This is a genomic window from Streptomyces diacarni (assembly GCF_003323715.1).
In the GTDB taxonomy this organism is placed as follows: Bacteria; Actinomycetota; Actinomycetes; order Streptomycetales; family Streptomycetaceae; genus Streptomyces; species Streptomyces diacarni.
Map to the genome: position 1 here is coordinate 218,290 of NZ_QOIN01000043.1, position 23,828 is coordinate 242,117.

The 23,828-nt window shown below is 71.5% G+C and carries 22 protein-coding genes and 4 pseudogenes; 19 read left to right on the top strand and 7 right to left on the bottom strand.

Going from position 1 to position 23,828, the window contains the following annotated elements; genetic code table 11:
* Window positions 1–378: 378 nt before the first annotated feature.
* On the bottom strand, window positions 379–768 hold the full coding sequence (locus tag DTL70_RS15000) for a winged helix-turn-helix transcriptional regulator (RefSeq protein ID WP_181860934.1): 390 nt from the start codon (window positions 766–768) through the stop codon (window positions 379–381).
* A 153-nt stretch (window positions 769–921) separates the two neighbouring features.
* Here DTL70_RS15000 and DTL70_RS15005 point away from each other — a divergent pair, with 153 nt between their 5' ends.
* The 7 genes and pseudogenes from DTL70_RS15005 (at window position 922) to DTL70_RS15035 (ending at window position 6,871) form a co-directional block, all read left to right on the top strand.
* The gene (locus DTL70_RS15005; RefSeq protein ID WP_245979400.1) at window positions 922–2,316 is read left to right on the top strand and encodes an MFS transporter; all 1,395 of its coding nucleotides are present in this window, start codon (window positions 922–924) and stop codon (window positions 2,314–2,316) included.
* Between the two features lie 67 nt (window positions 2,317–2,383).
* A pseudogene (locus DTL70_RS15010) lies at window positions 2,384–2,857 on the top strand (hypothetical protein); the annotation flags it as partial.
* Between the two features lie 545 nt (window positions 2,858–3,402).
* A complete protein-coding gene (locus DTL70_RS15015) occupies window positions 3,403–3,837 on the top strand; it encodes a cupin domain-containing protein (RefSeq protein WP_114022416.1) in 435 nt (144 codons plus the stop codon).
* A complete protein-coding gene (locus tag DTL70_RS15020) occupies window positions 3,834–4,691 on the top strand; it encodes an aldo/keto reductase (protein ID WP_114022417.1) in 858 nt (285 codons plus the stop codon). The genes DTL70_RS15015 and DTL70_RS15020 overlap by 4 nt, the downstream gene beginning before the upstream one ends.
* A gap of 345 nt (window positions 4,692–5,036) precedes the next feature.
* Window positions 5,037–5,537: pseudogene (locus DTL70_RS15025) on the top strand (GNAT family N-acetyltransferase); the annotation flags it as partial.
* 34 nt (window positions 5,538–5,571) lie between these two features.
* Window positions 5,572–6,540 (top strand): trypsin-like serine peptidase, encoded by a 969-nt coding sequence (locus tag DTL70_RS15030; RefSeq protein WP_245979381.1) that lies wholly within the window; start codon window positions 5,572–5,574, stop codon window positions 6,538–6,540.
* A gap of 97 nt (window positions 6,541–6,637) precedes the next feature.
* A complete protein-coding gene (locus tag DTL70_RS15035) occupies window positions 6,638–6,871 on the top strand; it encodes a hypothetical protein (RefSeq protein ID WP_114022419.1) in 234 nt (77 codons plus the stop codon).
* Window positions 6,872–6,975: 104 nt separating this feature from the next.
* Here DTL70_RS15035 and DTL70_RS15040 read toward each other — a convergent pair whose 3' ends face one another.
* Both DTL70_RS15040 and DTL70_RS15045 read right to left on the bottom strand, forming a co-directional pair.
* Window positions 6,976–7,581 carry a response regulator transcription factor gene (locus tag DTL70_RS15040; RefSeq protein WP_114022420.1) on the bottom strand — a complete coding sequence of 202 codons (606 nt, stop codon included), beginning with the start codon at window positions 7,579–7,581 and terminating at the stop codon, window positions 6,976–6,978.
* Window positions 7,578–8,786 (bottom strand): sensor histidine kinase, encoded by a 1,209-nt coding sequence (locus tag DTL70_RS15045; protein ID WP_114022421.1) that lies wholly within the window; start codon window positions 8,784–8,786, stop codon window positions 7,578–7,580. Before DTL70_RS15045 ends, DTL70_RS15040 begins: the two co-directional genes overlap by 4 nt.
* A gap of 171 nt (window positions 8,787–8,957) precedes the next feature.
* Between DTL70_RS15045 and DTL70_RS15050 the strand changes: the two genes are divergently transcribed.
* Window positions 8,958–9,479 (top strand): hypothetical protein, encoded by a 522-nt coding sequence (locus DTL70_RS15050; RefSeq protein WP_114022422.1) that lies wholly within the window; start codon window positions 8,958–8,960, stop codon window positions 9,477–9,479.
* Between the two features lie 106 nt (window positions 9,480–9,585).
* Here the strand turns inward: DTL70_RS15050 and DTL70_RS15055 are convergent, their stop codons facing one another.
* A complete protein-coding gene (locus DTL70_RS15055) occupies window positions 9,586–10,017 on the bottom strand; it encodes a hypothetical protein (protein WP_114022423.1) in 432 nt (143 codons plus the stop codon).
* A 338-nt stretch (window positions 10,018–10,355) separates the two neighbouring features.
* Between DTL70_RS15055 and DTL70_RS15060 the strand changes: the two genes are divergently transcribed.
* Entirely contained in the window at window positions 10,356–10,571 is a 216-nt protein-coding gene (locus DTL70_RS15060; protein ID WP_114022424.1) for a hypothetical protein, read from the top strand.
* An 81-nt stretch (window positions 10,572–10,652) separates the two neighbouring features.
* Here the strand turns inward: DTL70_RS15060 and DTL70_RS15065 are convergent, their stop codons facing one another.
* The gene (locus DTL70_RS15065; RefSeq protein ID WP_114022425.1) at window positions 10,653–11,126 is read right to left on the bottom strand and encodes an NUDIX hydrolase; all 474 of its coding nucleotides are present in this window, start codon (window positions 11,124–11,126) and stop codon (window positions 10,653–10,655) included.
* 284 nt (window positions 11,127–11,410) lie between these two features.
* On the opposite strand from DTL70_RS15065, the gene DTL70_RS15070 reads away from it, so the two are divergent.
* The 7 genes and pseudogenes from DTL70_RS15070 to DTL70_RS34280 all read left to right on the top strand — a co-directional run.
* Window positions 11,411–12,094 (top strand): TetR/AcrR family transcriptional regulator, encoded by a 684-nt coding sequence (locus DTL70_RS15070; RefSeq protein ID WP_245979382.1) that lies wholly within the window; start codon window positions 11,411–11,413, stop codon window positions 12,092–12,094.
* Window positions 12,095–12,096: 2 nt separating this feature from the next.
* A complete protein-coding gene (locus DTL70_RS15075; RefSeq protein WP_114022426.1) occupies window positions 12,097–12,297 on the top strand; it encodes a ferredoxin in 201 nt (66 codons plus the stop codon).
* Window positions 12,298–12,676: 379 nt separating this feature from the next.
* A complete protein-coding gene (locus DTL70_RS15080) occupies window positions 12,677–13,903 on the top strand; it encodes a cytochrome P450 (protein WP_114022427.1) in 1,227 nt (408 codons plus the stop codon).
* A 114-nt stretch (window positions 13,904–14,017) separates the two neighbouring features.
* A complete protein-coding gene (locus tag DTL70_RS15085) occupies window positions 14,018–15,886 on the top strand; it encodes a flavin-containing monooxygenase (protein WP_114022428.1) in 1,869 nt (622 codons plus the stop codon).
* A complete protein-coding gene (locus DTL70_RS15090; RefSeq protein ID WP_425470368.1) occupies window positions 15,883–17,670 on the top strand; it encodes a hypothetical protein in 1,788 nt (595 codons plus the stop codon). Before DTL70_RS15085 ends, DTL70_RS15090 begins: the two co-directional genes overlap by 4 nt.
* Window positions 17,667–18,434, top strand: a complete 768-nt coding sequence (locus tag DTL70_RS15095) for an SDR family NAD(P)-dependent oxidoreductase (protein WP_114022429.1) — start codon at window positions 17,667–17,669, stop codon at window positions 18,432–18,434. The genes DTL70_RS15090 and DTL70_RS15095 overlap by 4 nt, the downstream gene beginning before the upstream one ends.
* 328 nt (window positions 18,435–18,762) lie before the next feature.
* Window positions 18,763–19,305, top strand: a pseudogene (locus DTL70_RS34280) (terpene synthase family protein); the annotation flags it as partial.
* Between the two features lie 99 nt (window positions 19,306–19,404).
* Here the strand turns inward: DTL70_RS34280 and DTL70_RS34960 are convergent.
* Window positions 19,405–19,965: pseudogene (locus DTL70_RS34960) on the bottom strand (polyprenyl synthetase family protein); the annotation flags it as partial.
* 378 nt (window positions 19,966–20,343) lie between these two features.
* Here DTL70_RS34960 and gntA point away from each other — a divergent pair.
* On the top strand, window positions 20,344–21,063 hold the full coding sequence (gene gntA / locus DTL70_RS15110; RefSeq protein WP_220183619.1) for a guanitoxin biosynthesis heme-dependent pre-guanitoxin N-hydroxylase GntA: 720 nt from the start codon (window positions 20,344–20,346) through the stop codon (window positions 21,061–21,063).
* A gap of 598 nt (window positions 21,064–21,661) precedes the next feature.
* Here the strand turns inward: gntA and DTL70_RS15120 are convergent.
* Entirely contained in the window at window positions 21,662–22,447 is a 786-nt protein-coding gene (locus tag DTL70_RS15120) for an ArsR/SmtB family transcription factor (RefSeq protein WP_114022432.1), read from the bottom strand.
* 256 nt (window positions 22,448–22,703) lie between these two features.
* Here DTL70_RS15120 and DTL70_RS15125 point away from each other — a divergent pair, with 256 nt between their 5' ends.
* Window positions 22,704–23,189 carry a phosphatase domain-containing protein gene (locus tag DTL70_RS15125; RefSeq protein ID WP_245979383.1) on the top strand — a complete coding sequence of 162 codons (486 nt, stop codon included), beginning with the start codon at window positions 22,704–22,706 and terminating at the stop codon, window positions 23,187–23,189.
* 149 nt (window positions 23,190–23,338) lie between these two features.
* The gene (locus DTL70_RS15130) at window positions 23,339–23,818 is read left to right on the top strand and encodes a hypothetical protein (protein WP_114022433.1); all 480 of its coding nucleotides are present in this window, start codon (window positions 23,339–23,341) and stop codon (window positions 23,816–23,818) included.
* Window positions 23,819–23,828: the final 10 nt, after the last annotated feature.

Here is a 23,828-nt window from a genome sequence, read left to right on the forward strand (position 1 = left end):
GGCCCGCACGCGGACTCCCCGGTCGTGGCGCACGGTCCGCTGACAGCCATCGGCCCCCCAGGTGGGACAGGTTCGACACCATCGTGGCGGCCGCCGCCCGGCCGCCACATCACCCGGTCGAGCAGTCCGTGACGCGCAAACGGGTACGGCGTGCGGACCCCGCCGTGCCTCCCGCGCCTGCCTGGCGCCCGGGCGGCGGTCCCTCAGGCCGACGCCGCACGGGTGGCCGGTGCGGCCGGTTCGGCGTCCGTGTGGGCCGGCCACCGGGCGCAGCAGGGCCCGGTCGACGAGGCCGCACATCGCCTCGCTCGGACCGGCCGCGAGCCTCGCCGCCTGCCCGTCCCGATGGGCGCGCCGCCTGCCGGGTCGCCGCAGATCTCAGGAAGCCGGCGCCGCGGCGGCGTCGTAGGTGGCGCGGGCGGCCGTGATGTCGGCGCGGTGGCGTTCTGCCCAGCCGACGAGCCCGGCCAATGTCGCGTGGAGTTCGCGGGCCATGGGCGTGAGGCTGTACTCCACCTTGGGGGGCACGGTGGGGTAGACGGTCCGGATGAGCAGGCCGTCGCGTTCCAACTTGCGCAGGTTCAAGGTGAGCATGCGTCGGCTGATGCCTGTGATGGTGCGTTCCAACTCGGTGAAACGGACTGGCCCGTGTGCGGCAGCGACGAGGATTCCGATGCTCCATTTGCCCGCGACGTGATCGAGGACCTCGGTGAGCGGGCACGCCTCGTTGCTGACCTGGTCGGACACATCGGTGTGACTGCGTGACATAAAAGTGCCTCCTTCCGCCGCACGTGATGGTTACAGAGGATCACTGCTGTAACAAGTCGTGCACCATTGGAAGGAGTCGCCGTGCGGAGAACCAGCTCACCAGCACAGACATCACGTTGGTCGGCACTGGCCGTGCTCTGCGCCGGGCAGTTGATGGTCATCCTCGACGGGACCATCGTGAACGTGGCGCTGCCGTCCATCCAGCGGGACCTCGGGTTCTCCTCGTCAAGCCTGGCCTGGGTGGTCAACGCCTATCTGGTCCCCTTCGGTGGTCTGCTGCTGCTCTCCGGGCGGCTCGGCGACCTCATCGGACGCAAGCGCGTGTTCATCACTGGCCTGAGCGTCTTCACGGCTGCCTCGCTGTTGTGCGGAGTGTCCCAGGACCCAGCGATGCTGCTCGCCTCCCGGTTCTTCCAGGGCATCGGCGGCGCGGTGGCCTCCGCCGTCACCCTCGGCATGGTGGTGACCCTGTTCCCGCAGCCGGGGGAGCGGGCCAAGGCCATCGGCGTCTACAGCTTCGTCCAGTCCGCCGGCGGCTCGATGGGCCTCCTGGCCGGCGGCGCCCTGACGCAGGCCATCAGCTGGCACTGGATCTTCTTCGTCAACGTCCCGATCGGCATCGTGGCCGCGCTGTCGGCCGGGCGCGTGCTCGCGTTCGAACACGGTGTCGGCCTCGGCAAGGGAACCGACGTTGTGGGCGCGCTCCTGGTCACATCCGCACTGATGCTCGGCGTCTACTCGATCGTCGAGACGGCGAACTACGGCTGGACTTCCGCACACACCCTGAGTTTCGGCGCCGCGGCACTGGCCCTGCTCCTCGCGTTCGTCGCCCGCCAGACCAAGGCGGCCCACCCGCTGCTGCCGCTGCGTGTGTTCCGCTCGCGCGACGTCTCAGGAGCCATGGGCATCCAGGCCCTCATGGTGGCCGGGATGTTCAGCTTCCCATTCCTGTGCGTGCTCTACCTGCAAAAGGTGCTCGGTTACGACGAGATACACACCGGCCTCGGCATCTTTCCGGTCTCGGTCGCGATCGGCGCGCTGTCCCTCAGCCTCTCACCCAAGCTGATCGCGCGCTTCGGCCCCCGTGCCGTACTCCTCCCAGGACTCTCGCTCGTCATGGCAGGTCTCGCCGCGCTCGGCCACGCACCGGCAGACGGAAACTATGCCGTGGACGTCCTGCCCGCGCTGCTGCCGCTGGGCTTCGGCTTCGGCCTCGCGATGCCGTCGCTGGCCACGCTCGCGATGTCAGCGGCCACGCCCCAGGACTCGGGGATCGCCTCCGGCATGTTCAACACCATGCAGCAGGTCGGCAGCGCCTTCGGCCTCGCGGTCCTCAGCACGCTCGCCACCTCGCATACGGATGCCCTGCTGGGTGACGGGGCAAGCACCGCCTCGGCACTCACGGGTGGTTACCAGCTTGCCTTCCGCATCGGCGCGGGCCTCGTCGCCGTCGCTCTCCTCCTCGCCGCCACCCTGCTGCGATCCCCCGCCACAGCGCAACGTCCAGCGGCCGAGGAGAAGCCGGTCGCCGAGAACGCCGCTCGCTGACCAGGCGGCGACGCCGCCCCGGGGCGGCCTCCGGGCCGGGCAAAATTCTGTGCTCGCACGAGGAGATGTGCCTGTCGTGCCCTCGTTGATCACTGCGCCCATCCGTGAGGAGTTCCTTGCGTCATCGCCGCAGCGGGTCACCACTCATCCGTTGGGATGTCACCGCCGTCGGATCCCGGACAAGGTGATCTTCGACAAGCTCATCGAGGTACTGGTGTCCGGGACGGGGGACGAGCGAGTGGCGGACGCTGCGTGCTCGGCGGCCACCTTGTGCAGGTGCCGTGACGAGTGGGTAGCCGTCGGCGCGGGCGAGGCTCTGTGCCTGGCCGCGCTCGCCGCCTGCGACCGCGTCATCGGTCTCGGCCTGGAACAGCTCAGCGCCGACGGCTGAAACAAGCTCCGCCGATGCACCAAACGTCGCCGCGTCTGCGTCGAGTTCTTCATCGCCCTCGCCGTCGCGATCATCACCATCCGTAGCCTCATCCGCCGGGCATCGGCGCTCTATCGCCGGCCCAACCGCCCCAGAAGCCCCCGCATCCGGTGGCCTACTGGCGGACGCGCTAAGCCGACAGGGCGACCTACGCCGATCCGGCTTCGCAGGTGTGACGCCAAGGACATCGCCAGACCTGCGGGGCGAGGGGGTCCCCCGTGAAGGACGTACTGGCAGGGCATCCCTCACAGGCGCTGCACGCCTTAGCGTGGAACGCATGGACGCCAGGAACGAAGCACGGGAGTTCCTCACGTCCCGCCGAGCGAACCTCACCCGCGAGCAGAGGTGCCAGATCACCCCGGCCTGGCCATGCGTGCAGCAGCCGGGAACCGCACCGATTCCCGGCACTCGCCGACGGGCCGAATCCGGAAGAATGGCCGCGACGGCTGCCACGCTGTCCCCGGAAGAGGTCGCTGGCCCGACGGCTTCGCACAGCGGATCGGCGTCAGTGGCGATCGCTACAACGCCGAGCACAGGGCCTGCGTCGACCAGGAGAAAGCTTGTTCAGCCCTGCGGCTGGACCCATGCCGCCGCTGCCGCCCGGTGGGGCTCGGCGGAGCCCGCAAGGCCCGGTGAAGCAGAAGGAAAGAAATGAGATGACTGTCAACGGATTCGACCAGATCTTTCCGCTCGGGGAGAGGAATGACGCCTTCGCGCAGTACTTCACCGGTCAGAGCTATCTGGCGCCGCTCACTTCGGGGAGCGTTCCCGTCAGCAATGTCTCCTTCGAGCCGGGCTGCCGCAACAACTGGCACATCCACCACGGCAGGGGTGGCGGCGGTGACCAGATTCTGCTGTGCACGGCCGGCAGCGGCTGGTATCAGGCCGCGGGCGAGGAACCCATCAGCATGGAGCCGGGAACGGTGATCCGCGTCCCGGCGGGCACGAAGCACTGGCACGGTGCGAAGGCCGACTCGTGGTTCTCCCACGTCGCCTTCATCACCCCGGGCGAAGACGTCAGCAACGAGTGGCTGGAACCCGTCACCGACGAGGTGTACGGCGAGCTGCCGAGGAACGGAGCACACGCATGACCATCCTGGACGAGACCTACACGCTGGCCAACGGCGTCGAGATCCCCAAGCTGGGGCTCGGCACCTGGTTCATCGACGACGACCAGGTGGCTGAGGCGGTCCGCGCGGCCGTGCAGATCGGCTACCGCAACATCGACACCGCCCAGGCCTACGGCAATGAGCGCGGCGTCGGCGAGGGCGTGCGCACCGCTGGCGTACCCCGGGGTGAGCTGTTCGTCTCGACCAAGCTCGCCGCGGAGATCAAGGACCACGGCCAGGCGGTCGACGCGATCGACGAGTCATTGGAGAAGCTCGGGATCGAGTACATCGACCTGATGCTCATCCACAGCCCGCAGCCGTGGGACGACTTCCGCGGCGGCGACTACGCCGAGGGCAACCGCGAAGCATGGCGCGCACTGGAGGAGGCGCATCAGGTCGGCAAGATCCGCTCCATCGGGGTGTCCAACTTCCAGCAGCGGGACCTGGAGAACATCCTGCGCGGCGCGGCCGTTGTGCCGCACGTGAACCAACTGCTCGTCCACGCCGGGAACACGCCCTCACAGCTCCTGGACCACTGCGAGGGCAAGCGGATTCTCGTCGAGGCGTACTCGCCGATCGCACACGGAGCGATCCTGCAGAACGCCGAGGTCCAGGCGATGGCGGAGAAGTACGGCGTGTCCGTCCCACAGCTGTGCATCCGCTACACCCTGCAGCTGGGCACGGTGTCGCTGCCCAAGACGGCCAACCCCGCACACATGCGCGCCAACGCCGAGGTCGACTTCGAGATCTCGAACGATGACATGGACACCCTGCGGGGTCTGCGCGACGTGGACTACGGCGAACACCGCGCGTTCCCCGTCTACAGCGGCAAGTGACGTCGGACGGGAGCTGGCTGGGGCAGGGCGCCCCTCCCGGCCCGCCGCGGCGAAGGCTCCCACTATGAGCACGTGAGGTGGCGAGCGGCGCCGGCTCACGTGCTCGGTCACACGCGATGGTGACTGAGCGGGACGGCCGGCGACCCTCACGACCTGTGCAGTCCGCCACCGCCTGGTTCCGTGCCGCTCCGGCAGCCGTCCCGCTGCCGGTCATGACCGCCTGCTCCGGTCACGACCGCCTGCTCCGCGTATACGCAGGTAGCCGCCTCGGCATCAGCGCCGACCAGCGCTCACTTCGGCCCCGCCGCCCGAGGCGAGGAGCCCTCGGAGGATCTCCTCGCTTTCCTCAAAGACCGCCCCGTCGGTCTCGTCCAGCGTTCGCGCCTGCTCGACTACCCCGAGTACCTGGCCGAGCTGGAAGCCCTCGTCCCCGTGCCTGACGACGCGATGACCCTCGACCACCTGACCGGCGATCCCCGCCAGACCGGCCAGGGCATCGGGACAGCGGTGATCCGCTCCGTCATCGTGCGGACCTGGGCCGCACACCCGGCCGCACCGTGTGTTCTCGTCCCGGTGGTGGCGGCCAATCGCCCCTCGTGGCGGGCGGGAGATCCGCGCGTCGCCGCCGCGGAACGCGGACGAGGCCATCTGGAACAGGTAGTGGAGGGAAAGCCCTCGCGCCGCGCCGCATGCTGTGCCGCATGCTCCTGTACCGCGTGGTCCGTCCCCGCCGCACCTGGCACACCAACCGTCCTCCATACAGGGGGTGTTCGCCCCGGGTCCCGGGGCAGGCGCCCTTCCGCAAGCGGGCCCCGCGAACTTAGCGTGTTGCGCGCCACAGAGTGAACCTGCCTTCGAAAGGTGAACATAAGTGCGCCTCATGCGACCCGTTTTGCTCTCCCTTCCTGTAGCCGCCGTCGTCGCCCTCACGACCATCGGGCCCGCTTCCGCACAGCCGGAAGCGACGCAGGACGCCGGCTCGACCAGCGTCTCGACCGCCCGCGCGGACGACGGCGCCCGGATCGGGACCCTCCGCGCCGTCGAGGACGTGGAGGAGTACTGGACATCCGAACGCATGCGGAACGCCATTCCGTTGACGCCGGAGGACGCTGGCGCCAAGAGATCCTCGGGCACCGCGGAGCAGCCCAGCGGACCGCCCGGGTCCACCCCGGCCGCGCCCCCCTCGGGCGAGGTGCGTACGAAGATCACCGAGACCTCCGTCGCCGGCAAAGTCTTCTTCACCAAGCCGAGTGACGGCAAGGACTACGTCTGCTCGGCGAGCGCCCTCAACAGCGATTCGAAGCAGATGGCGATCACGGCCGGCCACTGCGTGCACGAGGGCAACGGCGGCGACTGGATGGAGAACTGGGCGTATGTCCCCCAGTTCCGCAACGGTGACAAACCCTATGGCACCTTCGTCGCCAAGGAGTTGCGAGCCTTCAACGGCTGGATCAACGACGGCGATCTGAACTGGGACGTCGCCATGGTGACGACCTGGCCCCAGGGCAGCGACAAGCTGGTCAACCGCACCGGCGGCAATGGGCTGAGCTGGAATTACTCGCGGGAGCAGGACATCACGATCAACGGCTACCCGGGCAACAAGGACAACGGCCAGGTGCAGTGGTACTGCGAGGGCCGGACCGCGGACTCGGACGGCAAGCTGGCGCTCGGCTGTGACTTCGGCGGCGGCTCCAGCGGCGGCCCGTGGATGCGCGAATTCGACCAGTCGTCGGGTCTCGGCCAGACCAACGGGGTCATGAGCACCATCGACTCCGCCGGCGTGAACCGGAGTTCCTACTTCGACGACAGCGTGAAGCAGATGTTCGACGACCAGGGCTCCGCCACCTGACGTCCGGCTGATCGGTGTTCACCCCGCCGCACAGCCAGTAGCGTGGCGGGGTGAGCGCCGTTCTCCTACGGCTCCGCACTCGGCAAGGAGGTCGCCCGTGAAGCGCTCCGGCATCCGCGTCCTCGTCGTCACCGCAGGTGTCGCTGCGGCTGTGGCCACCGTCGTCGCGCTCCGTCAGGACGCGTCCGAGCCCCCCGCCTCACCGCCCGAGCCCGGGGGCGGAACCTCGACCTCCGAGGTTCAGCGCGACCAGCGTGACGTTCAGGATCACTGGACCGACCGCCGCATGAAGGAGGCCGAACCGGCACCCATGCCGCACGAGGGAGACTGACTACTGGCGCACGGGAGGACACCGACTTCGTCTCGTCCTCATCCAGAGGAGCTCGCCTCGCCGACACAGCGAACGGACCGGTGGCCCGGGCCGCGGCGCGGCGGTCACAGCCAGCCGTTGGCCTCCGCGAGGCGGGCCGCCTCGGCGCGGGTGCGGGCCTGTGTCTTGCCGATCGCCGACGACAGGTGGTTGCGGACGGTGCCCTGTGAGAGCCGAAGCGCCTTGGCGATGTCGGCGACGGTGCCGCCTTCGGCGGCGGCGCGCAGCACGTCCGCCTCGCGCTCGGTGAGCGGGCTCGCGCCGCTGGCCAGCGCTTCCGCGGCGAGGGCAGGGTCCACGAAGCGCAGTCCTGCGTGGACGCGGCGGATCGCGTCGACCAGCTGTTCGGGCGGGGAGTCCTTCACTACGTAGCCGGCCGCGCCCGCGGACATCGCCCGCGTCAGATAGCCGGGGCGGCTGAAGGTCGTGCAGATGAGGGTGCGGCAGCCGGGCAGCGCCCGCTGGAGGTCGGCGGCGACGGCCAGGCCGTCCCGGCCTGGCATCTGGACGTCGAGCAGCGCGATGTCGGGCGCGGTGTCCCGGGCTGCGGCCAGCACCTCGGTACCGGTGCCGACTTCGGCGACCACGTCGAGGTCGGGCTCGATCCTGAGCACAGCCGCGAGGGCGCCGCGCACGAGTGCCTGGTCGTCGGCCAGCAGGACGCGGATCATGTCGGCTCGGCCTCCTGTGCGGGTGCGGGGCCGCTCTCCCGGGCCGGCCCGCGAGCGACGACCCGGAACCCGCCACCGGCGGCGGGCCCGTGTTCGAGGGTGCCCGACACGGCGGCCAGCCGCTCGGTGAGGCCGGTGAGCCCGTTCCCGGCGCTCGCCTCGCCGGTGGAACCGCCGTTGTCGGTGATCTCGACCCAGTCGGGCCCGACGCGGACGGTGCACAGTTCGGCGTCGGAGTGCCGCAGCACGTTGGTGACCGCCTCCCGCACGACGTAGCCGAACACCTCGTGCAGTTCGGTGCGTACGGTGTCGGTCGCGGCGGGCAGGTCGGCCCGTACGCCGGCGGCGCCCAGAGCCATGCGGGCGCCGGCGAGTTCGCTGTCCAGCGACAGGGTGCGGTAGTTCGAGATGGTGGCCCGCACATCCGACAGGGCCGTGCGGGCCATGGTCTCCAGCTCGGCGACCTGCTCGACGGCGAGGGCCACGTCTTGCGAGGACTCCAGGACGCGCCGCGTCAGCCCCAGTTTGACGGTCATCGTGGAGAGGCTGTGGCCGAGGACGTCGTGCATGTCCCGGGCGACCCGTTCCCGTTCCTGGTTCACGGCCAGTCTCCTGACCTGCTCGCGCGCGGCCCGCAGGTGTCCGATCGTGAAGTTGAGCGCGAAAACGGTGCCGAGTGCCGCGGTCACGCCGACGAGGATGGCCACCTGCGCCCAGGCCACCTCGCCCTGGGCGAGACGCATCCAGACGATCTGCCCCGCCACCACCGCGAGACCGAGCAGCAGCGCGTGGCGCAGCGGCAGCAGCATGAGCCCGATCGCGAGGGCGAAGGTCAGATCGGTCAGGTGGCGCGGCGACGCGAGCAGCACGGCAGGTGCCGCCCCGAGCAGGAGCAGCGCGGCCACGATGGCGATGCGTCCCCGCCGCAGCGCCGCAGGACCGTACCAGGGCGCCAGCATGCAGCCGATGCCGTAGCAGGCGACGAGGCCGATCGCGAGCGAGGTGAGCAGGGGATGCCGGGAGGCGTGCGCGAGGTCGTCGGCCCGTGCGATCAAGGTGAGGGAGGCCAGCGCGGTGGCCGTGGCGACGATCACACGGCCTCGTCCGTACGCACTGGGGCTGTCCGGCTGGTCCTTCCAGAAGCTCCAGTCCGGCCACTTGCCGGCGGAGAACTCGTCCGGATCGCGTGCGCCCACGTCGATCATGGTAGGCCCGTCTGCGGCAGTGGCGCACGAGCGTCGGCCCGTGAAGTGGAGCGGGGAGTCATGGAGGCAAGCGTCGCGCACCCGTTGCCGTCGGCCTCGTCCGGATTGTCACCCGGCGGTGCATGACAGATGGCATGGGTCCGACCGGCGGGCCGGTGCTGGGATGGAGTCATGTTGCACGCGAAGAGGGTCCATCCGCCGTCCCAGGAGTACGAGCTCACCGAGGACGGTCGGGCGCTGACGGCGTTCTCGTTGCGCAGAGGACGCATCGGCGCGCGGTTCACGCTGGGCGGGGTCGACTACCTCGTCCGCACGCACCGCTTCAGCGGCGTCTACGAGCTGCTCGACGCCGGCACTGGCACCGACAGCGGCGGGGAAGGGGACGGGCACGGCGAGGGGACGGTCATCGCGGCCACGGACCGGGTGCGCCGCAGTTGGCATCTGACGTGCTCAGGGCGGGTCGTTTCGTTCCGGCGGAGCGCGGCGGCGGACCGGGAGTTCACCATGATCGGTGACGACGGTGAGCCCGCCGGCACGATCCGCCGCACCGGACACGTGCGCTCCGAGGTGACCGCCGACCTGCCGAGCCTGGAACTCGTGCTCCAGGTCTTCGTGCTCGTCGTCGTGCTGCTGCGCAGGCGGCGCAAGCGGGCAGCGGCCGCCGTCAGGGCGTCCTCTCTCGCGGGCGGCTGACGCTCCGGTCCACGCGTGCGGCGCGCGGCCGGGTCGGGCGTGGCCTGGTCGTCGGCGGGGCGCCGACGACCAGGCCCTCAGCGCCGTGGCGCCGACCGGGTTCGCACTACTTGCAGGTGCTGGAAGTGCTGATGTAGACCTGCCGCGGATGGGCTCCGTTGAACGCCCAACCCTGGCCGGGCTTCATGCAGATCGTCTTGGCGTTGGAGAAGCGGACGTACACGACGTCGTCGTGGCGGGTGTTGTTCGCGCTGTCGGCGGTCCGGCCCTTGGGGCCGAGTGTCTGCCAATACCCCGCGTCCTTGTACTTGCTCAGGATGGTGGTGCCCTTGGTGAAGCACACGTACGGGTACGGGCACTTCGCCGTCAGGCGTGCCGCCGAGTCGGCCGTGGGCGCCGGGGCGGGCTTCGCGGCGGTCGCCGTCCGTGCCTGGTTCTGGCCCGGGGTCGCTGCCTGCGCCGTCATGACGCCGCCCCCGGTCACCGTGCACAGCGCGGCCGCGGCTGTCACGACAGCCGCACGTTTGTCGTTGCGCATGATGTGTTTCCCCCTCTGTCGACTTCGCGCACGCAAGCGGCGTGCGGTGCGAAGGACGCTACGAGGGATCGAGCGGTCACAGCATCCGGCACCGGGTTGAACCGGGCCCGGTGGGTGGACCGACGCGGTAGTCCCCTGGTTCGATTCGCTCACCCGTCTCCCGTGGAGCAGCAACGGACCTGGCGGGCGTCGCGTGCGGTGCTGCGTCGTCGCGACGGTGCGCGGTCCGGATCCGTGGCGCCAGGTGCCCGATCACCCGTTCGGCGGTACCGGGAGAGCGGGTGTGCTGCACGCGGGTGAAGGTGAAGGGGTCTCCGCCTCGACTACTAGGAGCCTTCATGGTCGTCAAGAAGCTGCACGAGGCCGGTCTCCGCAGTGAGCACGCCTACACCGCGGCCATCGTCTCGATCGGACTCACGGTCGTCTCGTGGATGGGATCGATCAAGGGCGAGACCGCCGGGATGGACCGGGCCGACCGGTGGGGCATCTTCGTCGGAGAGTGGGCGCCGACCTTCTTCGGCCTCGGCCTGGCCCTCGCGCAGTACGAGGACTGACCGCCCGCAGGATCCGGCCCGCGCAAGCCGCTCGATCCGGCCCGCGGACGCTGCCCGAGGCGGCGTGCGGCGCGGGCCGGATCAGTGCTGGATCAGGCCGCCGACCGGTACGGGGGCGGCGTGGCCGGTCGGCGGACGGGTCCGGGCCAGGGCGAGCCCGATGTCGACCAGCGAGGAGCGGCGCAGGCGGCGGATGTCGGGGAGCGGGGTCCAGACGGACTCGGCGATGTCGCCGTCCGGCTCGGGTCTGAGGTGTCCTCCGACGATGCGGACCTGGTAGAAGATGCCGACGTTCTGGTGGTCCCGTGTGCCGGGGACGTTGCGTTCGGCTGCGGGGATGACCCGCGAGTCCACGCCCAGCAGGCGTTCGACCACCGCCTCGTAACCTGTCTCCTCGGCGACCTCCCGGAGCACCGCGTCGAACGGGTCCTCCGCGTGCTCGACCCTGCCGCCCGGAAGGGTCCAGTTGGCCTCGCCCTTCGGCGGTGCGTGAGAGGCGAGCAGCACTCGCCCGTCCTCGACGCACACGGCGTACGCCGCCAGACGGAAACACATTCCCGTCACCTCCCCAACCGGACGGTACAGCGTGCCGGGGGCGGCGCGGGCCCGCTCACGCGCTTCGTGTGCGGGCCCGCGCCGGATGACCGTGGTCCGGGTGAACAGAGCTGTTAAGTCAGTCGATTGACTTATAGCGGAAGCCCGTGTTCACCTGGGGCGGTACGGTCCACCGACCGGGGAGGCACTGGAGTGACTGACCTGCCGGACACGGCACCGCCCGCGGGGCGTGTGCCCCGACGCACCGCACCCGACGGCCCGTCACGCGGTCGGACGGTGACCCCGTGAGCGCCACCGCGCGAACCGGACGGGCCGACCGCGGCACGGAGACCCGTGACGCGCTGATGACGGCGGCGGAAAGGCTGTTCGCCGAGCACGGGTTGTCCGCCGTCTCCAGCCGCCAGATCGGCGAGGCCGCCGGCCAGGGCAACGTGACGGCCGTCAGCTACCACTTCGGCAGCAAGCCCGGGCTCGTGCGCGCCATCATGACCCGGCACGGGGAGCGGGTCGACGCGCTCCGGCAGCGGTACGTGCGCGCTGCCGCAGGCAGCCGCGACGTCCGCGACTGGGTCGGCTGCCTCGTGCGTCCCGTGCCGGAGTATCTGGGCTCCCTCGGAGTGCCCTCGTGGCACGCCCGCTTCTCGGTGCTGGTCATGACCGATCCGATGCTCCGTGCGCTCGTCACCGACGAGGCGCTCGTGCGGCCCTGTCTGGGGGAAGTCCTCGACAACCTCGGCCGCTGCCTCGCGGCGCTGCCCGAGCGGGTGCGGGCCGAACGCGGAGACATGGCACGGCATCTGCTCGTCCACACCTGCGCGGAACGGGAACGCGCGCTGGCCGAGGGCACCGGAGCGCCACACGCCTCCTGGCAGCGCACGGCCGACGCACTGACCGACGCGGTCGTCGGGCTGCTGACAGCGCCCGTCACCCACACCGACGACTCCGACGACTCCCTGGAGAAGGCCTGAGCATGAGGATCAGCGTGGACGAGGACAGGTGCTGCGGCGCCGGGCAGTGCGCCATGGCCGTGCCGGACGTCTTCGACCAGCGGGACGAGGACGGCATCGTGGTCCTCCTCGCCCCCGAGCCGCACCCCGACCGTCACGACGCCGTCCGCGAGGCGGCCGACATGTGTCCTGCCGCCGCCATCCACGTCGGCAAGGACGCGTGATCCCCCTCCGCGCGCACCGGAGGCCGACGCGCCGTCCACGGCCACGCGGCCTCGCCGCCGCGTCGCGGCCACTCCCACCGCGGCTGCTCGCGCCCCCGGCCGTCTGACCCCGGCGCCGCCCGGCCCCACCTGTCCCTGACGCCTGTCTCATCCGGCGCCGACGGAAGGCGGCCTCCTCGGGCGCCGACGGACGACGACCTCGCCCGGCGCCGTAGGACGACCGTCACTCTCGCCCGATACGGAAGGGCGACGGCTCCGCCCCGCGCGCGGCGCCGGGAGCGCTCAGGGAGCCACGCCCGGCGCCCCCCGACCCTCAGTACCGAGCACCGCACGCGTCAGCACCGCCCACCCGCCCAGCCCCCACCGCCGAAGGACCGCCATGAGCACCGTGCCCCCGGTCGATGCCGCCGACATCCCCGATTTCCCGCACCCCCGCTCCTCGACCTGCCCGTTCGGCCTCTCGCCCGAGATGCGCCGGCTGGCCGGGCGCGGCCCGGTCAGCCGGGTCCGCTCGTGGGGTGGCAGCACGCCCTGGGTGGTGACCAGCCACGCCGAGCAGAAGGCCCTGCTCGCCGATTCCCGGCTGAGCGCGGACTTCTCCCACCCGGGCTTTCCCAGCCCGGTCCCCCCGCAGAACACGGGGAAGGCCGACATGAGCTTCGTCGGCATGGACGATCCGGAGCACGCGCGGCTGCGGCGCATGGTCAGCGGCGCGTTCACCGTCAGGCGGGTCGAGGCGCTGCGCCCGCGTGTGCGGGAGATGACCGAGACGTGCATCGAGCGCATGCTCGACGGGCCGAAGCCCGCCGACCTGATGGAGGCCGTGGCGCTGCCCATCCCCTCCATGGTGATCTCCGAACTGCTGGGCGTCCCCTACCGCGACCACGACTTCTTCCAGACCAACAGCAGGACCCTCGTCTCCGCCGTCGCCGACACCGGGACGCGGCAGGCGGCGCACGCCCGGCTCGCCGCGTACCTGGACGACCTCGTCGGTGCGAAGCTCGCGCAGCCCGGTGACGATCTGCTCTCCCGGCTCGGGGAGCGGGTGGAGGCGGGCGAGCTGACGCGCCGTGAAGCGGCCACCATGGGCGTGCTGTTGCTGCTCGGCGGGCATGAGACGACCGCGAACATGATCACGTTGGGGACACTGCTGCTGCTCCAGCACCCCGACCAGCTCGCGCGCCTCCGGGACGCGGGGGAAGACACCGAGGTGGTCGCCTCGGCCGTGGAGGAGTTGCTGCGCTACCTGTCCATCGTCCATCTCGGGCGCCGCAGGACGGCGCTGGAGGACATCGAGGTCGCCGGGCAGACGATCCGCGCCGGTGAGGGCGTCATCCTCCTGGGCGAGCTCGCCAACCGGGACCCCCTGGTCTTCCCCGAACCCGACACGCTGGACCTCGCCCGCAACGCGCGCCGGCACCAGGCCTTCGGCGGCGGCAGCCACCACTGTGTCGGCCAGCCCCTGGCGCGGATGGAACTCCAGGTCGTCTACTCCGCCCTGTTCCGCCGGATCCCCACCCTGCGACTGGCCACGGAGGTGTCGCGGGTGCCTTTCACGTACGACGCGGTCATCTACGGCGTCCACGAGTTGCCCGTCACCTGGTGACATCCGGCGGCACACCGCCCGGCCCGCGCACGCGGTCAGAGGGCCGCGGCGGGCTCGCCCGCCCCACCGGACGTACTCGACCGGCCGCCCCGCCCGAAGAGAAAGAGCACACCCATGCCCACCCCCCACGGTTCGGGATCACCTGACGTCACGGACCCGGAAGAGACCGGTCCCCTTTCCGGGACCTGGCCCGAGCCGGACGAACTCGGCTTCGACATCGAGGAGGTGCGGGCCCGCTACCGCGCCGAGCGCGACCGTCGGATACGGCCCGAGGGGCGCGGCCAGTACCGGCGCGCCGAGGGCGAGTTCGGCTTCTACGCCGACGACCCGTACGCGGACGGCGCGTCCTTGCGCGAGGCGCTGCACGACCGGGTGGAGGCGCTGGTCGTCGGCGGCGGGTTCGGGGGGCTGCTGGCGGGGGCCCGGCTGCGCCAGGCCGGTCTCGAATCGATCCGGGTCGTCGAGAAGGGCTCGGACTTCGGCGGTACGTGGTACTGGAACCGTTACCCCGGCATCCACTGCGACATCGAGTCCTACATCTACCTTCCGCTGCTGGAGGAGGTCGGCTACGTCCCCCGGTGGAAGTACGCGCCGGGCGAGGAGATACGGCAGCACGCCCGTGCCATCGCCCGGACCTTCGACCTCTACCGGGACGCCTGTTTCCGCACCCAGGTCACCGAGCTGCGCTGGGACGAGGCCGAGGCCGAGTGGCTGGTCGTCACCGACCGCGGCGACCGGATACGCGCCCGGTACGTGGTGACGGCCAGCGGCACGCTCAGCGAGGCCAAGCTCCCCGGCATCCCCGGCATCGAGACGTTCCAGGGGCACACCTTCCACACCAGCCGCTGGGACTACGCGTACACCGGCGGCGACGCGGACGGGAACCTGCACCGGCTGGCCGGCAAACGCGTCGGCGTCATCGGGACCGGGGCGACCGCCATCCAGTGCGTGCCGCACCTGGGCGCCGACGCCGGGCAGGTGTACGTCTTCCAGCGCACCCCCTCCTCGGTCGACGTCCGCGACAACCGGCCCACCGACCCCGCCTGGGCCGCCGCGCTGACGCCGGGCTGGCAGCACCGCCGCAGGGACAACTTCCTCACGCTCGTCACCGGAGGCCAGGCGGGAGAGGACCTGGTCGACGACGGCTGGACCCACACCGCGCGCCTCCAGCAGAAGCTCATCCCCTCCCGCGACCACCGCGGGGTGCCCCCGCAGGTGCGGGAGTGGGCCTACGAACTCGCCGACTTCGAGAAGATGAACGAGATCCGCGACCGGGTGTCGGACCTGGTGGAGGATCCGGCGACGGCCGAGGTCCTCAAACCGTGGTACCGCTACATGTGCAAGCGGCCCACGTTCAGCGACGCCTACCTCCAGGCCTTCAACCGGCCGAACGTGACCCTCGTCGACACGGCCGACACCCACGGCGTCGAACGCGTCACCGACAACGCCGTGGTCGTGGGCGAGCGCGCCTACGAGGTCGACTGCCTCATCTTCGCCACGGGGTTCGACGTCGGCGTCTCCGGCATCCTCTCCGGGCGCCTCGCCGTCCGCGGGCGGGACGGGATCGCCCTCACCGACGCGTGGCGCGACGGCCCCCGCACCCTGCACGGCTTCTACAGCCACGGCTTCCCGAACCTCTTCCAGCTCGGGCCGCTGCAAAACGCCAGCGCCGTCAACTTCACGCACGTACTCGACGAGCAGGCCCGCCACGTGGCCGAGGTCGTCGCCGAGGCGCGCAAGCGGGGCACCCGCTGCGTGGAGCCCACCCCCGAGGCCGAGGCGGCGTGGGTCGCCACCATCAGGGAGAAGGCAGCCGACCTGTACGCGTTCCAGGCCGAGTGCACGCCCGGCTACTACAACAACGAGGGGATGCCCAGAGCGCGGAGCCAGTCGTTCGGGGACGGACCCGTGGCCTTCCACGCCCTGCTGCGCCAGTGGCGCGCGGGCGGCGGCATGGACGAGGTGCTGGGAGGTCCGGCGTGAGGCACAACGGACACGCGGCCGAGGCGGCCGCGACCGGCGCGGTGCCGAGCCGCTACGGCGAGAGGGGGCACGGGCCGGCGGCGAGCGGCCTGTGGTCGGCCACGAGGCTGGGTTCCCCCAACCCGCTGTGGGGCTCCAACGGTGTCGCGTTCGGTCCGGACGGCCGGCTCCACGTCGCCCAGTTCCTGGCCGGGCAGATCAGCGCCGTCGATCTGGCGAGCGGCGAGGTCGAGGCCGTGGTGCCGATGGGAGGACCGGTCCACTCCCCCGACGACCTGGCCTTCGGCGCGGACGGCTCCATGTACATCGCGGACCTGGTACCCGGCAGGGTGTGGCGGCGCAGCCCCGGCGGTGCGTACAGCCTCGTCAGCGACCAGGTGAAGGTGCCCAACGGCATCACCTGCGTCGGCGACCGGCTCTTCGTCAACGAGATGCGCCCGGGCGGCCGCCTGTGGGAGCTGTTCCCCGACGGCGGCGACCCGGTCGTGCTCACCGGCGGACTGGCGCTGGGCAACGCCATGCAGCAGGGGCCCGACGGACACCTGTACTACCCGCACATGGTGACCGGGCAGGTATGGCGCATCGCACCGGACGGCGGCGAGCCGCAACTGGTCGCCGAGGGCGTGCACGAGCCGGTCGCCGTCCGCTTCGACCTCGGCGGCGTCATGCACGTGCTCTCCCGGGGCGAGGCCGGGCTCGTCACCAGGATCGACCTGCACGGCACCGGCAGTCGCTCGCTCGTCACCAGCGGGATCACGGGACTGGACAACGCCGCGTTCGACACGGAGAACCGGATGTACGTCTCCAGCTTCGCCAGCGGCGGCATCACCGAACTCCTCCCCGACGGCCGCACCCGCACCCTGGTGCCCCGGGGACTCGACGGCCCCTACGGGGTGACCGTCGATCTCAAGGGCACGGTGTACGCGGCCGACCACTACCGGCTGGCCGAACCCGGGCGCCCCGACGCCGCCCGAGAGGTGCCCGGCCGCGACGTCCCCTCCGACGCGGCACCGTCCGGCGCGGCCACCCGCGCCCTGCTGACGTTCGCCCACGGACTCGTCTCCGACGGGCAACTGCTCCACCTCACCTCCCAGTACGGTGAGGTGCGCACCCACGACCCCGAACGCGGGACCACCCGGGTGCGAGCGCGCGGCCTGGACCGGCCGACAGGCATCACCGTCGGCCCGGACGGCGGCCTCGTCGTCGCGGAGAGCGGCGCGGGGCGGGTGCTCTCCATCGACGGTGCCGACACGATCGACGTGCTGGCCGAAGGGTTCGACCGGCCCGTGGACGTGACCCACGACGCGGAAGGGCGCTGCTACGTCACCGACGAGCTGCGCGGCGCGGTCCTGCGGATCGCCCAGCAGGAGACCGGACCAGGCGTCGAGGTGGTCATCGAGGGGCTCGACGCACCGCAAGGGCTGACGGCCCGGGGCGAAGAGCTGTTCTGGGTGGAGACCGGAACACGGAGGCTGCGTTCGGTCTCCCTCGTCTTTGGTGACGAGGCGCGCACCGAGGCCGAGGACCTGCCGGTCGGCCTGCCGCCGGGTGCCGGACCGCGCCCCGATCCGGCCCTGTTCACGCACGGTATGCCGGGCCTGCCGCGCCCCTTCGCGGGCCTCACCGCCGCGCCCGACGGCACCCTCCTGCTGTCCGCCGACGGCGAGGGAACCGTCATCCGCCTCACCCCGCGCCCCCCTGGCCCCGCGGAGGATCGGCCCTCCGCACAGCGGTCGTCCAGGACGCGGCACCGCCCCCACGGAACCGATCAGGAGACTTCATGACCACCACAGGACTGGCCGGCCGCAGCGTCGTCGTCACCGGCGCCGCGTCCGGCATCGGGCGGGCGGCGGCACTGCAGTTCGCCCACGAGGGGGCGAAAGTGGCCCTCGCGGACCTCGACGCGGCCGGCGCCGGACATACCGCGCAGGAGATACAACAGGCCGGCGGAGAGGCGCTGACGGTCGTCGGTGACCTGAGCGACCAGCAGGTGGTGGACGCACTCGTCGAGCAGACCGTGACCCGGTACGGCGGTCTCGACGTTCTGGTCAACAACGCCGGGATCATGGACCGGATGTCCGCGCTGGGCGAGACCGACGACACGGAGTGGGAGCGCGTGCTGCGCGTCAACCTGACCGCGCCGTTCCTGCTGACCCGGGCCGCCCTGCCCCACATGCTCGCCGCGGGGCGCGGCTCCGTCCTGTTCACCGCCTCCGAGGCGGGCCTGCGCGGCGGCGCGGCCGGAGCCGCCTACACCGCCTCCAAGCACGGCGTGGTGGGGCTCGTGAAGAACCTCGCCGTCATGTACCGCGGTCAGGGCATCCGCGCCAACGCCATCGCGCCGGGCCCCACCGCCACCGGCATCCAGGTCGACGCCGCCGCCGGGGCGCACGGTCCTGCGCTCGTCGGCAAGCTGATCGGCGCCACCATCGGCCGGCTGGGCACGGCCGAGGAACAGGCCGCCGCCCTCGTCCACCTCGCCTCCGACGCGGCGAGCTTCGTCAACGGCGCGGTGCTGCCCGTCGACGACGGCTGGTCCGCCGTCTGAACGGTGGATCGGCCGTCGTCGACGAGGAGGGGCAGGCGCGGTCGCGGCGGATGACCGCAGGCCCGTCGCCGTACCCGCCCTCAGGACGCCGGACCCCTGAGGACGGGACCTGTCACCCCAAGGAGGGTTTGGTCGGTAATCAGCGCATCCACGGCATGTGACCCGCTTAGCTTGAAGCTGTCAGTTTCGTCAGCTTCCATGAAGCGAGGTGCCGGTGTCCTCGACCAGCGTTGAACTGCCGCCCATCTGGTGTCCCTTGGAGTCGGCCCGCCACCGCCGGGCCGACCGGGTCGAGACCCGGGCGGTGGAATGGATCAGGAACAGCGGAATGTGCGCGACGCCGGAGGAGGAGAACTGGGTCATCGCCTCGCACAGCGTCGACTTCTACGCACGGTTCGCGCCGGTGGCCGACGACGACCGGCTCCTGGCCACCGCCCTGTGGGTGTACTGGGGCTTCGCGTTCGACGACGCACGGTGCGACACCGGCCCGCTGAGCACCCGTCCGGCCGCCTTCAACGCACTCGCGGGCGCGGTGCAACGGAGCCTGGAGGCCCCCTCCGCGCGGCCCGACCGCGACAGGTTCATCGGCCCCCTGCAGGACATCGCCGCCATGTTCCGCTCCTTCGGGCAGCCGGCGCTCGTACAGCGCTTCGCTGCCGCGCACCGCGCCTGGCTGTCGGGCGTGTGCTGGCAGATCGGCAACGCGGCCGCCGAACACATGCCGGAGCTGGACGAGTTCATGGCGATGCGGCTGCTCTCCTCCGGCGGCGAGCCGACCTTCGCCCTGCTGGAGCTGGCGACGGGCGCCGAGGTGCCCGCCGCCGAACTCTCCCACCCGGCCACGCGGGCGCTGACGGAGATGGCCATCACGGTGGCCGCACTCGGCCCGCTCACCGGCCGGGCCGCCCTCGGCCGCCAGGAGGGCGACCGCGCGGGCGAGCAGCGCGTCACCGACCAGCACGGCCGCGGGCGTGCCGAACTTCTTCCACACCGCGGGGCGGTGCCGGCGCAGCGGGTCGGCGTCGATCACGTCGTCGTGGACGAGGGAGAAGTCGTGCACCATCTCGACCGCGACCGCACCCGGCACCACAGCGCCGGGCGCCGCACCCACCGCCATCGCGGACAGGAACGTCAGAGCAGGCCGCAGCGCTTTCCCTCCGCCGATGCCGCCATGACCGCTGGTGCCGCTGGTGCTGGTACTGCCGACCGTGCTGCCAGGGCCGACGGCGGCGCCTGTTGGGCCGCCCACCCGGTCGTACTCGCGCACGGTGCGCGGTCCGGGAGCGCTCCACCCCCGGTGAAAGGCGACCGCTTCCCGCTCGGGCGACGGCATCCCTTCCAGCGCCGCCCGCAGTGCGGGAGTGACCAGCTCCCGCGACCAGGCGAAGACGTCGTCCCCCGGCACCGACGCCGCTTCCGGCACCGACGGCGCCACGTGCTCCACCGCACCGCTCGCCGGCCCCGGATTCCCCGGCGTGACAGGGCCGTTCGGCGTGACGGCGCGTTCCGGCGCGGCCGCGCCGTCCGGCATGGCCGCGCCGTCCGGCGTGACCGCGTTCTCCCGCACGAGCGAGACCGCACCCGTGCCCGACTGTGATGATCCCCAAGACCTGCGCACACGGACCAGCTAAGCCACCGCGAGCAGCAACACGCCAGGCCCCACCTCACGGCCACCGGAACGAGGTAACCGCAGGTGAGGCCATCGGATCAGCCCACAGGACGACAATAGGCGACCCCGGATTTCGTTGATCGGCAGCCGACCGTCACAATCACCGAGCGACCTCCCCCGTTCCCACGGCGCGCCCGGTCCTGCCCGGACGCGCGTGAACGCGCGCCTACGCGCGCAAAAGGGGTGGGCGCTGACGCGTACACGAAGGAGATGATCTCCCCTCGAGGAGGAGGCACGTAGTTGGAAGCAAGGCTGGCCGTGACGGCGGACGCACGTCGCGAGGTCGAGGAGTTCATCCTGGGAGACCGGTTCTCCTGCCTGGCCGGGCGCTCCGCCTGGCGCCGGGGCGGCATCACGCACCGGCACTACGAGACGCTGGGAGGCCCGGAATCCGCCCGGCTGCTGGCGCTGGACCTGGAGGAGTTCGTGGCGTCGGCGGACTGGAGCGCCCGCACGTTCACCAGTTTCATCGCGACGTTCGAGCAGCCGCGCGGGGTGGACGAGCTACGGTTCGAGGAGCTTCTGTGGCAGCAGCTGCAATGGCTGCACGAGCACGACGCGGAGTCCCATCGCTGGGCTGAGGGCTACTCCCCCGACCCGCAGTCCTCGGAGTTCGCCTTCAGCGTGGCCGGCCACCCCTTCTTCGTCATCGGCCTGCACGAGACGCACCGCCGGTGGGGCAGGCGGCCTCCCTTCCCGATGCTGGCCTTCAACTCCCACGAGCAGTTCGGGCAGATCAAGGGCGCCGGCATGTGGGACCGGCTCGCGGAGAAGATACGCAAGCAGGACATCAAGCTGCAGGGCGACATCAACCCGAACCTGTACGAGTACGAGGAGCTCTCGGAGGCGCGCCGCTACTCGGGCCGTCCGAAGCCGGAGGACTGGCAGTGCCCGTTCGCCGCACGGGCCGCCGCTGCCGCTGCCGCCGAGGAAAGAGAGCTGACCGTCTCCGGCGCGTGAGCTCGACCGCACGCGGGCCGACAGCGCCGCGCGGGCCGGCAGCACGCCAGCCGGCAGCACGCGAGCCGACTGCGCATCCCGGAAGCCCGCACCCCGTCAGCGCCGCCCCGCAGGCACGCGCGCAGACGGGGCGGCGGGGCGGAGCAGCGGGGGCGGAGCTGGGCGGGGCAACGGTGTGAGGCGGCCGGACGGTCGATCCGTAGGGTCGGCATGGCGCGGCGGCCGCCCCCTCTGGTGCGGCGGTCGCTCGCGCCGGCCTGGCAGGTGGGCCGGTGGGCCGCCGTCGGCCTGCTGGCCTGCCGGACGGCCCCCGCTGGGCATCGCCGTGGGGTGGCTCTCCTCGCGCCTGGGTCCGCGGATGTCCCGCCAGGCCGAGCGGATGCTGCTGAGGACACGGCACCTTCGCCGAACTCATCGCCGCTCCGGGGCTGTTCGGGCAACTGTGGAGAGCTGCCGGCACGCCGGGGAGGCCGGCGAGTGGCCGCCCGCGCCGAAGGAGGAGCGACTGCGGTGACCGTCCCCCGCTGGTCTGCCGGCACCTCAACGCCGCCGCGGCACGCGGCCGTCCGCGTGGGCCTCGTGCCGGGCCGGTGGCGGATCAGGCTTTCTCCAGGAGCGTCTTCAGCTCCGACATCATCATGGTCCAGCCGCCGCTGACGCCCTTGAGCATCATGGAGTCGGCCGAGGTGAAGCCGTCGTGGGTGATGGTCAGCTTCACGCCCATCCCGGGCTCCTCGGCCGGCTCGATGTCGAAGGAGACCTTCGAGCGCTCCTTGACCGCCTCGGCGAACTCGGCGTCGCTCATGCCGAACATCTCCTGGTGCATCGGCTGCAGCGTGTGCCAGGTGTAGGCGAGCCGCTTGCCGGGCTCCGCCTCGGTGACGACCTGGCCGAGATCCTGCGGCTCGCCGCCGTCCTCGATTGGCCACAGCACCTTCGAGCCGACCTTCCAGTCGGAGGAGGGCGCCCAGCCCCCGTGGTACTGCTTCAGGAACTCCGGGCTGGTGAGCCCCTCCCAGAGCTTCTCGGGCGTGGTGTGGATGTAGAGGGTGTAGACGAACTCGGGCTTGCTCATCGCCGTTCCTTCCAGGGCCTGTTTCAGGTTGCCGAGCGCGGCCATCCGGCCCCGCTCGTACTGGCCGATCCAGCGGTCGGCCAGCTCGTGGATGGGCACGGGATTGAGGTAGTGCAGCCTCTCCCGGCCGCGCCGGACGGCCGTGACCAGACCTGCGCCCTCCAGCACCGCCAGGTGCTTGGAGACCGCTTGCCGGGTCATCCCCAGTCCCGCGCACAGTTCGAGCAGGCTCTGCCCGGCCCGCTCGTTGAGCCGGTCAAGCAGCCGCCTTCGGCTCGCGTTCGCGAGTGCCCTGAACACCTCGTCCATGCCATCCGACCCCCTCACCCGCAGATTGGCAACCTTTTGGTTGCGTGTCAACCTGACGCGCGGGACGCCCACCCTCCGGGCGCCCGTGGCCCGCCCTCCCGCAGCCGCACGGCACCGCCCTCACCGCCCGGCTCGTCCCCGTGCCCGTGGCGGCGCTACCGTCCTTCCCGACAGGACAAGCAGCCGGCCCTTCCCGTCAGGTCAAGCAGCCGGCGGACGACCACCGGCGGTCGTGCGTGGCTGCCGCGGAAGGAGAGTGACGGTGCACGCGGGCTTGGCGGTGTTCGACCTGGACGGGACGTTGGCCGATGTCCGGCACCGGCTGCCCCACCTGCGGAGGCGGCCACGGGACTGGGACGCCTTCTTCGCCGCGGCCGTCGACGACCCTCCGCTGGCCGGCGGGGTCGCCCTGGCGAGCGAAGCGGCCGGGCACCACCGGCTGGCGTACGTCACCGGGCGGCCCGAGCGCTGCCGCGCCGACACGGTGGCGTGGCTGGACGCGCAACCCCTGCCGCCGGGGCCGCTGCTGATGCGCGGGGCGGCCGACCGCCGCCCCGCGCGCGTCACCAAGGTCGAGTTGCTGCGGCGGCTGGCCAGGGAGCACACCGTCGCGTTCGTGGTCGACGACGACGCGCAGGTGTGCGCCGCGTACGAGCGCGCGGGGTTCGCCGTGCTGCGCGCCGACTGGATGCCCGGCGAGGACGTCCTGGACAACGCCCAGGAGCGGGAGGGGCGCACCTGAGCGGTCGCGTCGGGAGCGCGCTCCGCGGGGAGCGAGGGGTGTCGGAACCATCGCCAGAGGTGCTACCGGCGGCGCATCCTGGTCTCCGCACGGCAGGAGCCCGCCGTCTTCCGGCGGCGGACCGGTGACGTCGAGGAAGGAGCGAGCCGATGCCGATACCCGTCTGCTCTTTGATACTGAACGAGCGTCAGAGATTCGCCGCCGACGGCGAGTACCACGTGGTGCGGTTTCCGTTCGGGGGCGGTGAGTCCTACGACGCCGAGGGCATGCACCAGGTGCGGCAGCCGGACGGTGAGGAGGTCACGGACTGGCGTGCCGACGACCGCTCGGGGCTGATCTGGCCTTCGGTCGGCGGCTGGGGCGCGCTGACGGCGATGATCCAGTGGGAGGCCGGTGACTACAGCGAACTGCGCGACCAGATGGTCCGCGATCCGCTCGGCCTCACGGACGATCCGGTGAACACGACGGCGACGGACCACCGGCGCCCCTCCCCCGGCATGCAGTGCTTCACCAAGCATCACGAGTTGTTCGTCCATCCACACGTGCCGTTGGCGCTTCGTGTGGCACACGACGACGGCCGCCCGCGCCACCTCGTCCACGCGCAGTTCAAGCTGGCCATCCATACCTGAGCCGCCACGG

Coding starts and splice junctions, on each gene's coding strand:
- DTL70_RS15000 (WP_181860934.1), bottom strand. CDS start 768: ATGTCACGCAGTCACACCGATGTGTCCGACCAGGTCAGCAACGAGGCG.
- DTL70_RS15005 (WP_245979400.1), top strand. CDS start 922: ATGGTCATCCTCGACGGGACCATCGTGAACGTGGCGCTGCCGTCCATC.
- DTL70_RS15015 (WP_114022416.1), top strand. CDS start 3,403: ATGACTGTCAACGGATTCGACCAGATCTTTCCGCTCGGGGAGAGGAAT.
- DTL70_RS15020 (WP_114022417.1), top strand. CDS start 3,834: ATGACCATCCTGGACGAGACCTACACGCTGGCCAACGGCGTCGAGATC.
- DTL70_RS15030 (WP_245979381.1), top strand. CDS start 5,572: ATGCGACCCGTTTTGCTCTCCCTTCCTGTAGCCGCCGTCGTCGCCCTC.
- DTL70_RS15040 (WP_114022420.1), bottom strand. CDS start 7,581: ATGATCCGCGTCCTGCTGGCCGACGACCAGGCACTCGTGCGCGGCGCC.
- DTL70_RS15045 (WP_114022421.1), bottom strand. CDS start 8,786: ATGATCGACGTGGGCGCACGCGATCCGGACGAGTTCTCCGCCGGCAAG.
- DTL70_RS15050 (WP_114022422.1), top strand. CDS start 8,958: ATGTTGCACGCGAAGAGGGTCCATCCGCCGTCCCAGGAGTACGAGCTC.
- DTL70_RS15055 (WP_114022423.1), bottom strand. CDS start 10,017: ATGCGCAACGACAAACGTGCGGCTGTCGTGACAGCCGCGGCCGCGCTG.
- DTL70_RS15060 (WP_114022424.1), top strand. CDS start 10,356: ATGGTCGTCAAGAAGCTGCACGAGGCCGGTCTCCGCAGTGAGCACGCC.
- DTL70_RS15065 (WP_114022425.1), bottom strand. CDS start 11,126: ATGTGTTTCCGTCTGGCGGCGTACGCCGTGTGCGTCGAGGACGGGCGA.
- DTL70_RS15075 (WP_114022426.1), top strand. CDS start 12,097: ATGAGGATCAGCGTGGACGAGGACAGGTGCTGCGGCGCCGGGCAGTGC.
- DTL70_RS15080 (WP_114022427.1), top strand. CDS start 12,677: ATGAGCACCGTGCCCCCGGTCGATGCCGCCGACATCCCCGATTTCCCG.
- DTL70_RS15085 (WP_114022428.1), top strand. CDS start 14,018: ATGCCCACCCCCCACGGTTCGGGATCACCTGACGTCACGGACCCGGAA.
- DTL70_RS15095 (WP_114022429.1), top strand. CDS start 17,667: ATGACCACCACAGGACTGGCCGGCCGCAGCGTCGTCGTCACCGGCGCC.
- DTL70_RS15120 (WP_114022432.1), bottom strand. CDS start 22,447: ATGGACGAGGTGTTCAGGGCACTCGCGAACGCGAGCCGAAGGCGGCTG.
- DTL70_RS15130 (WP_114022433.1), top strand. CDS start 23,339: ATGCCGATACCCGTCTGCTCTTTGATACTGAACGAGCGTCAGAGATTC.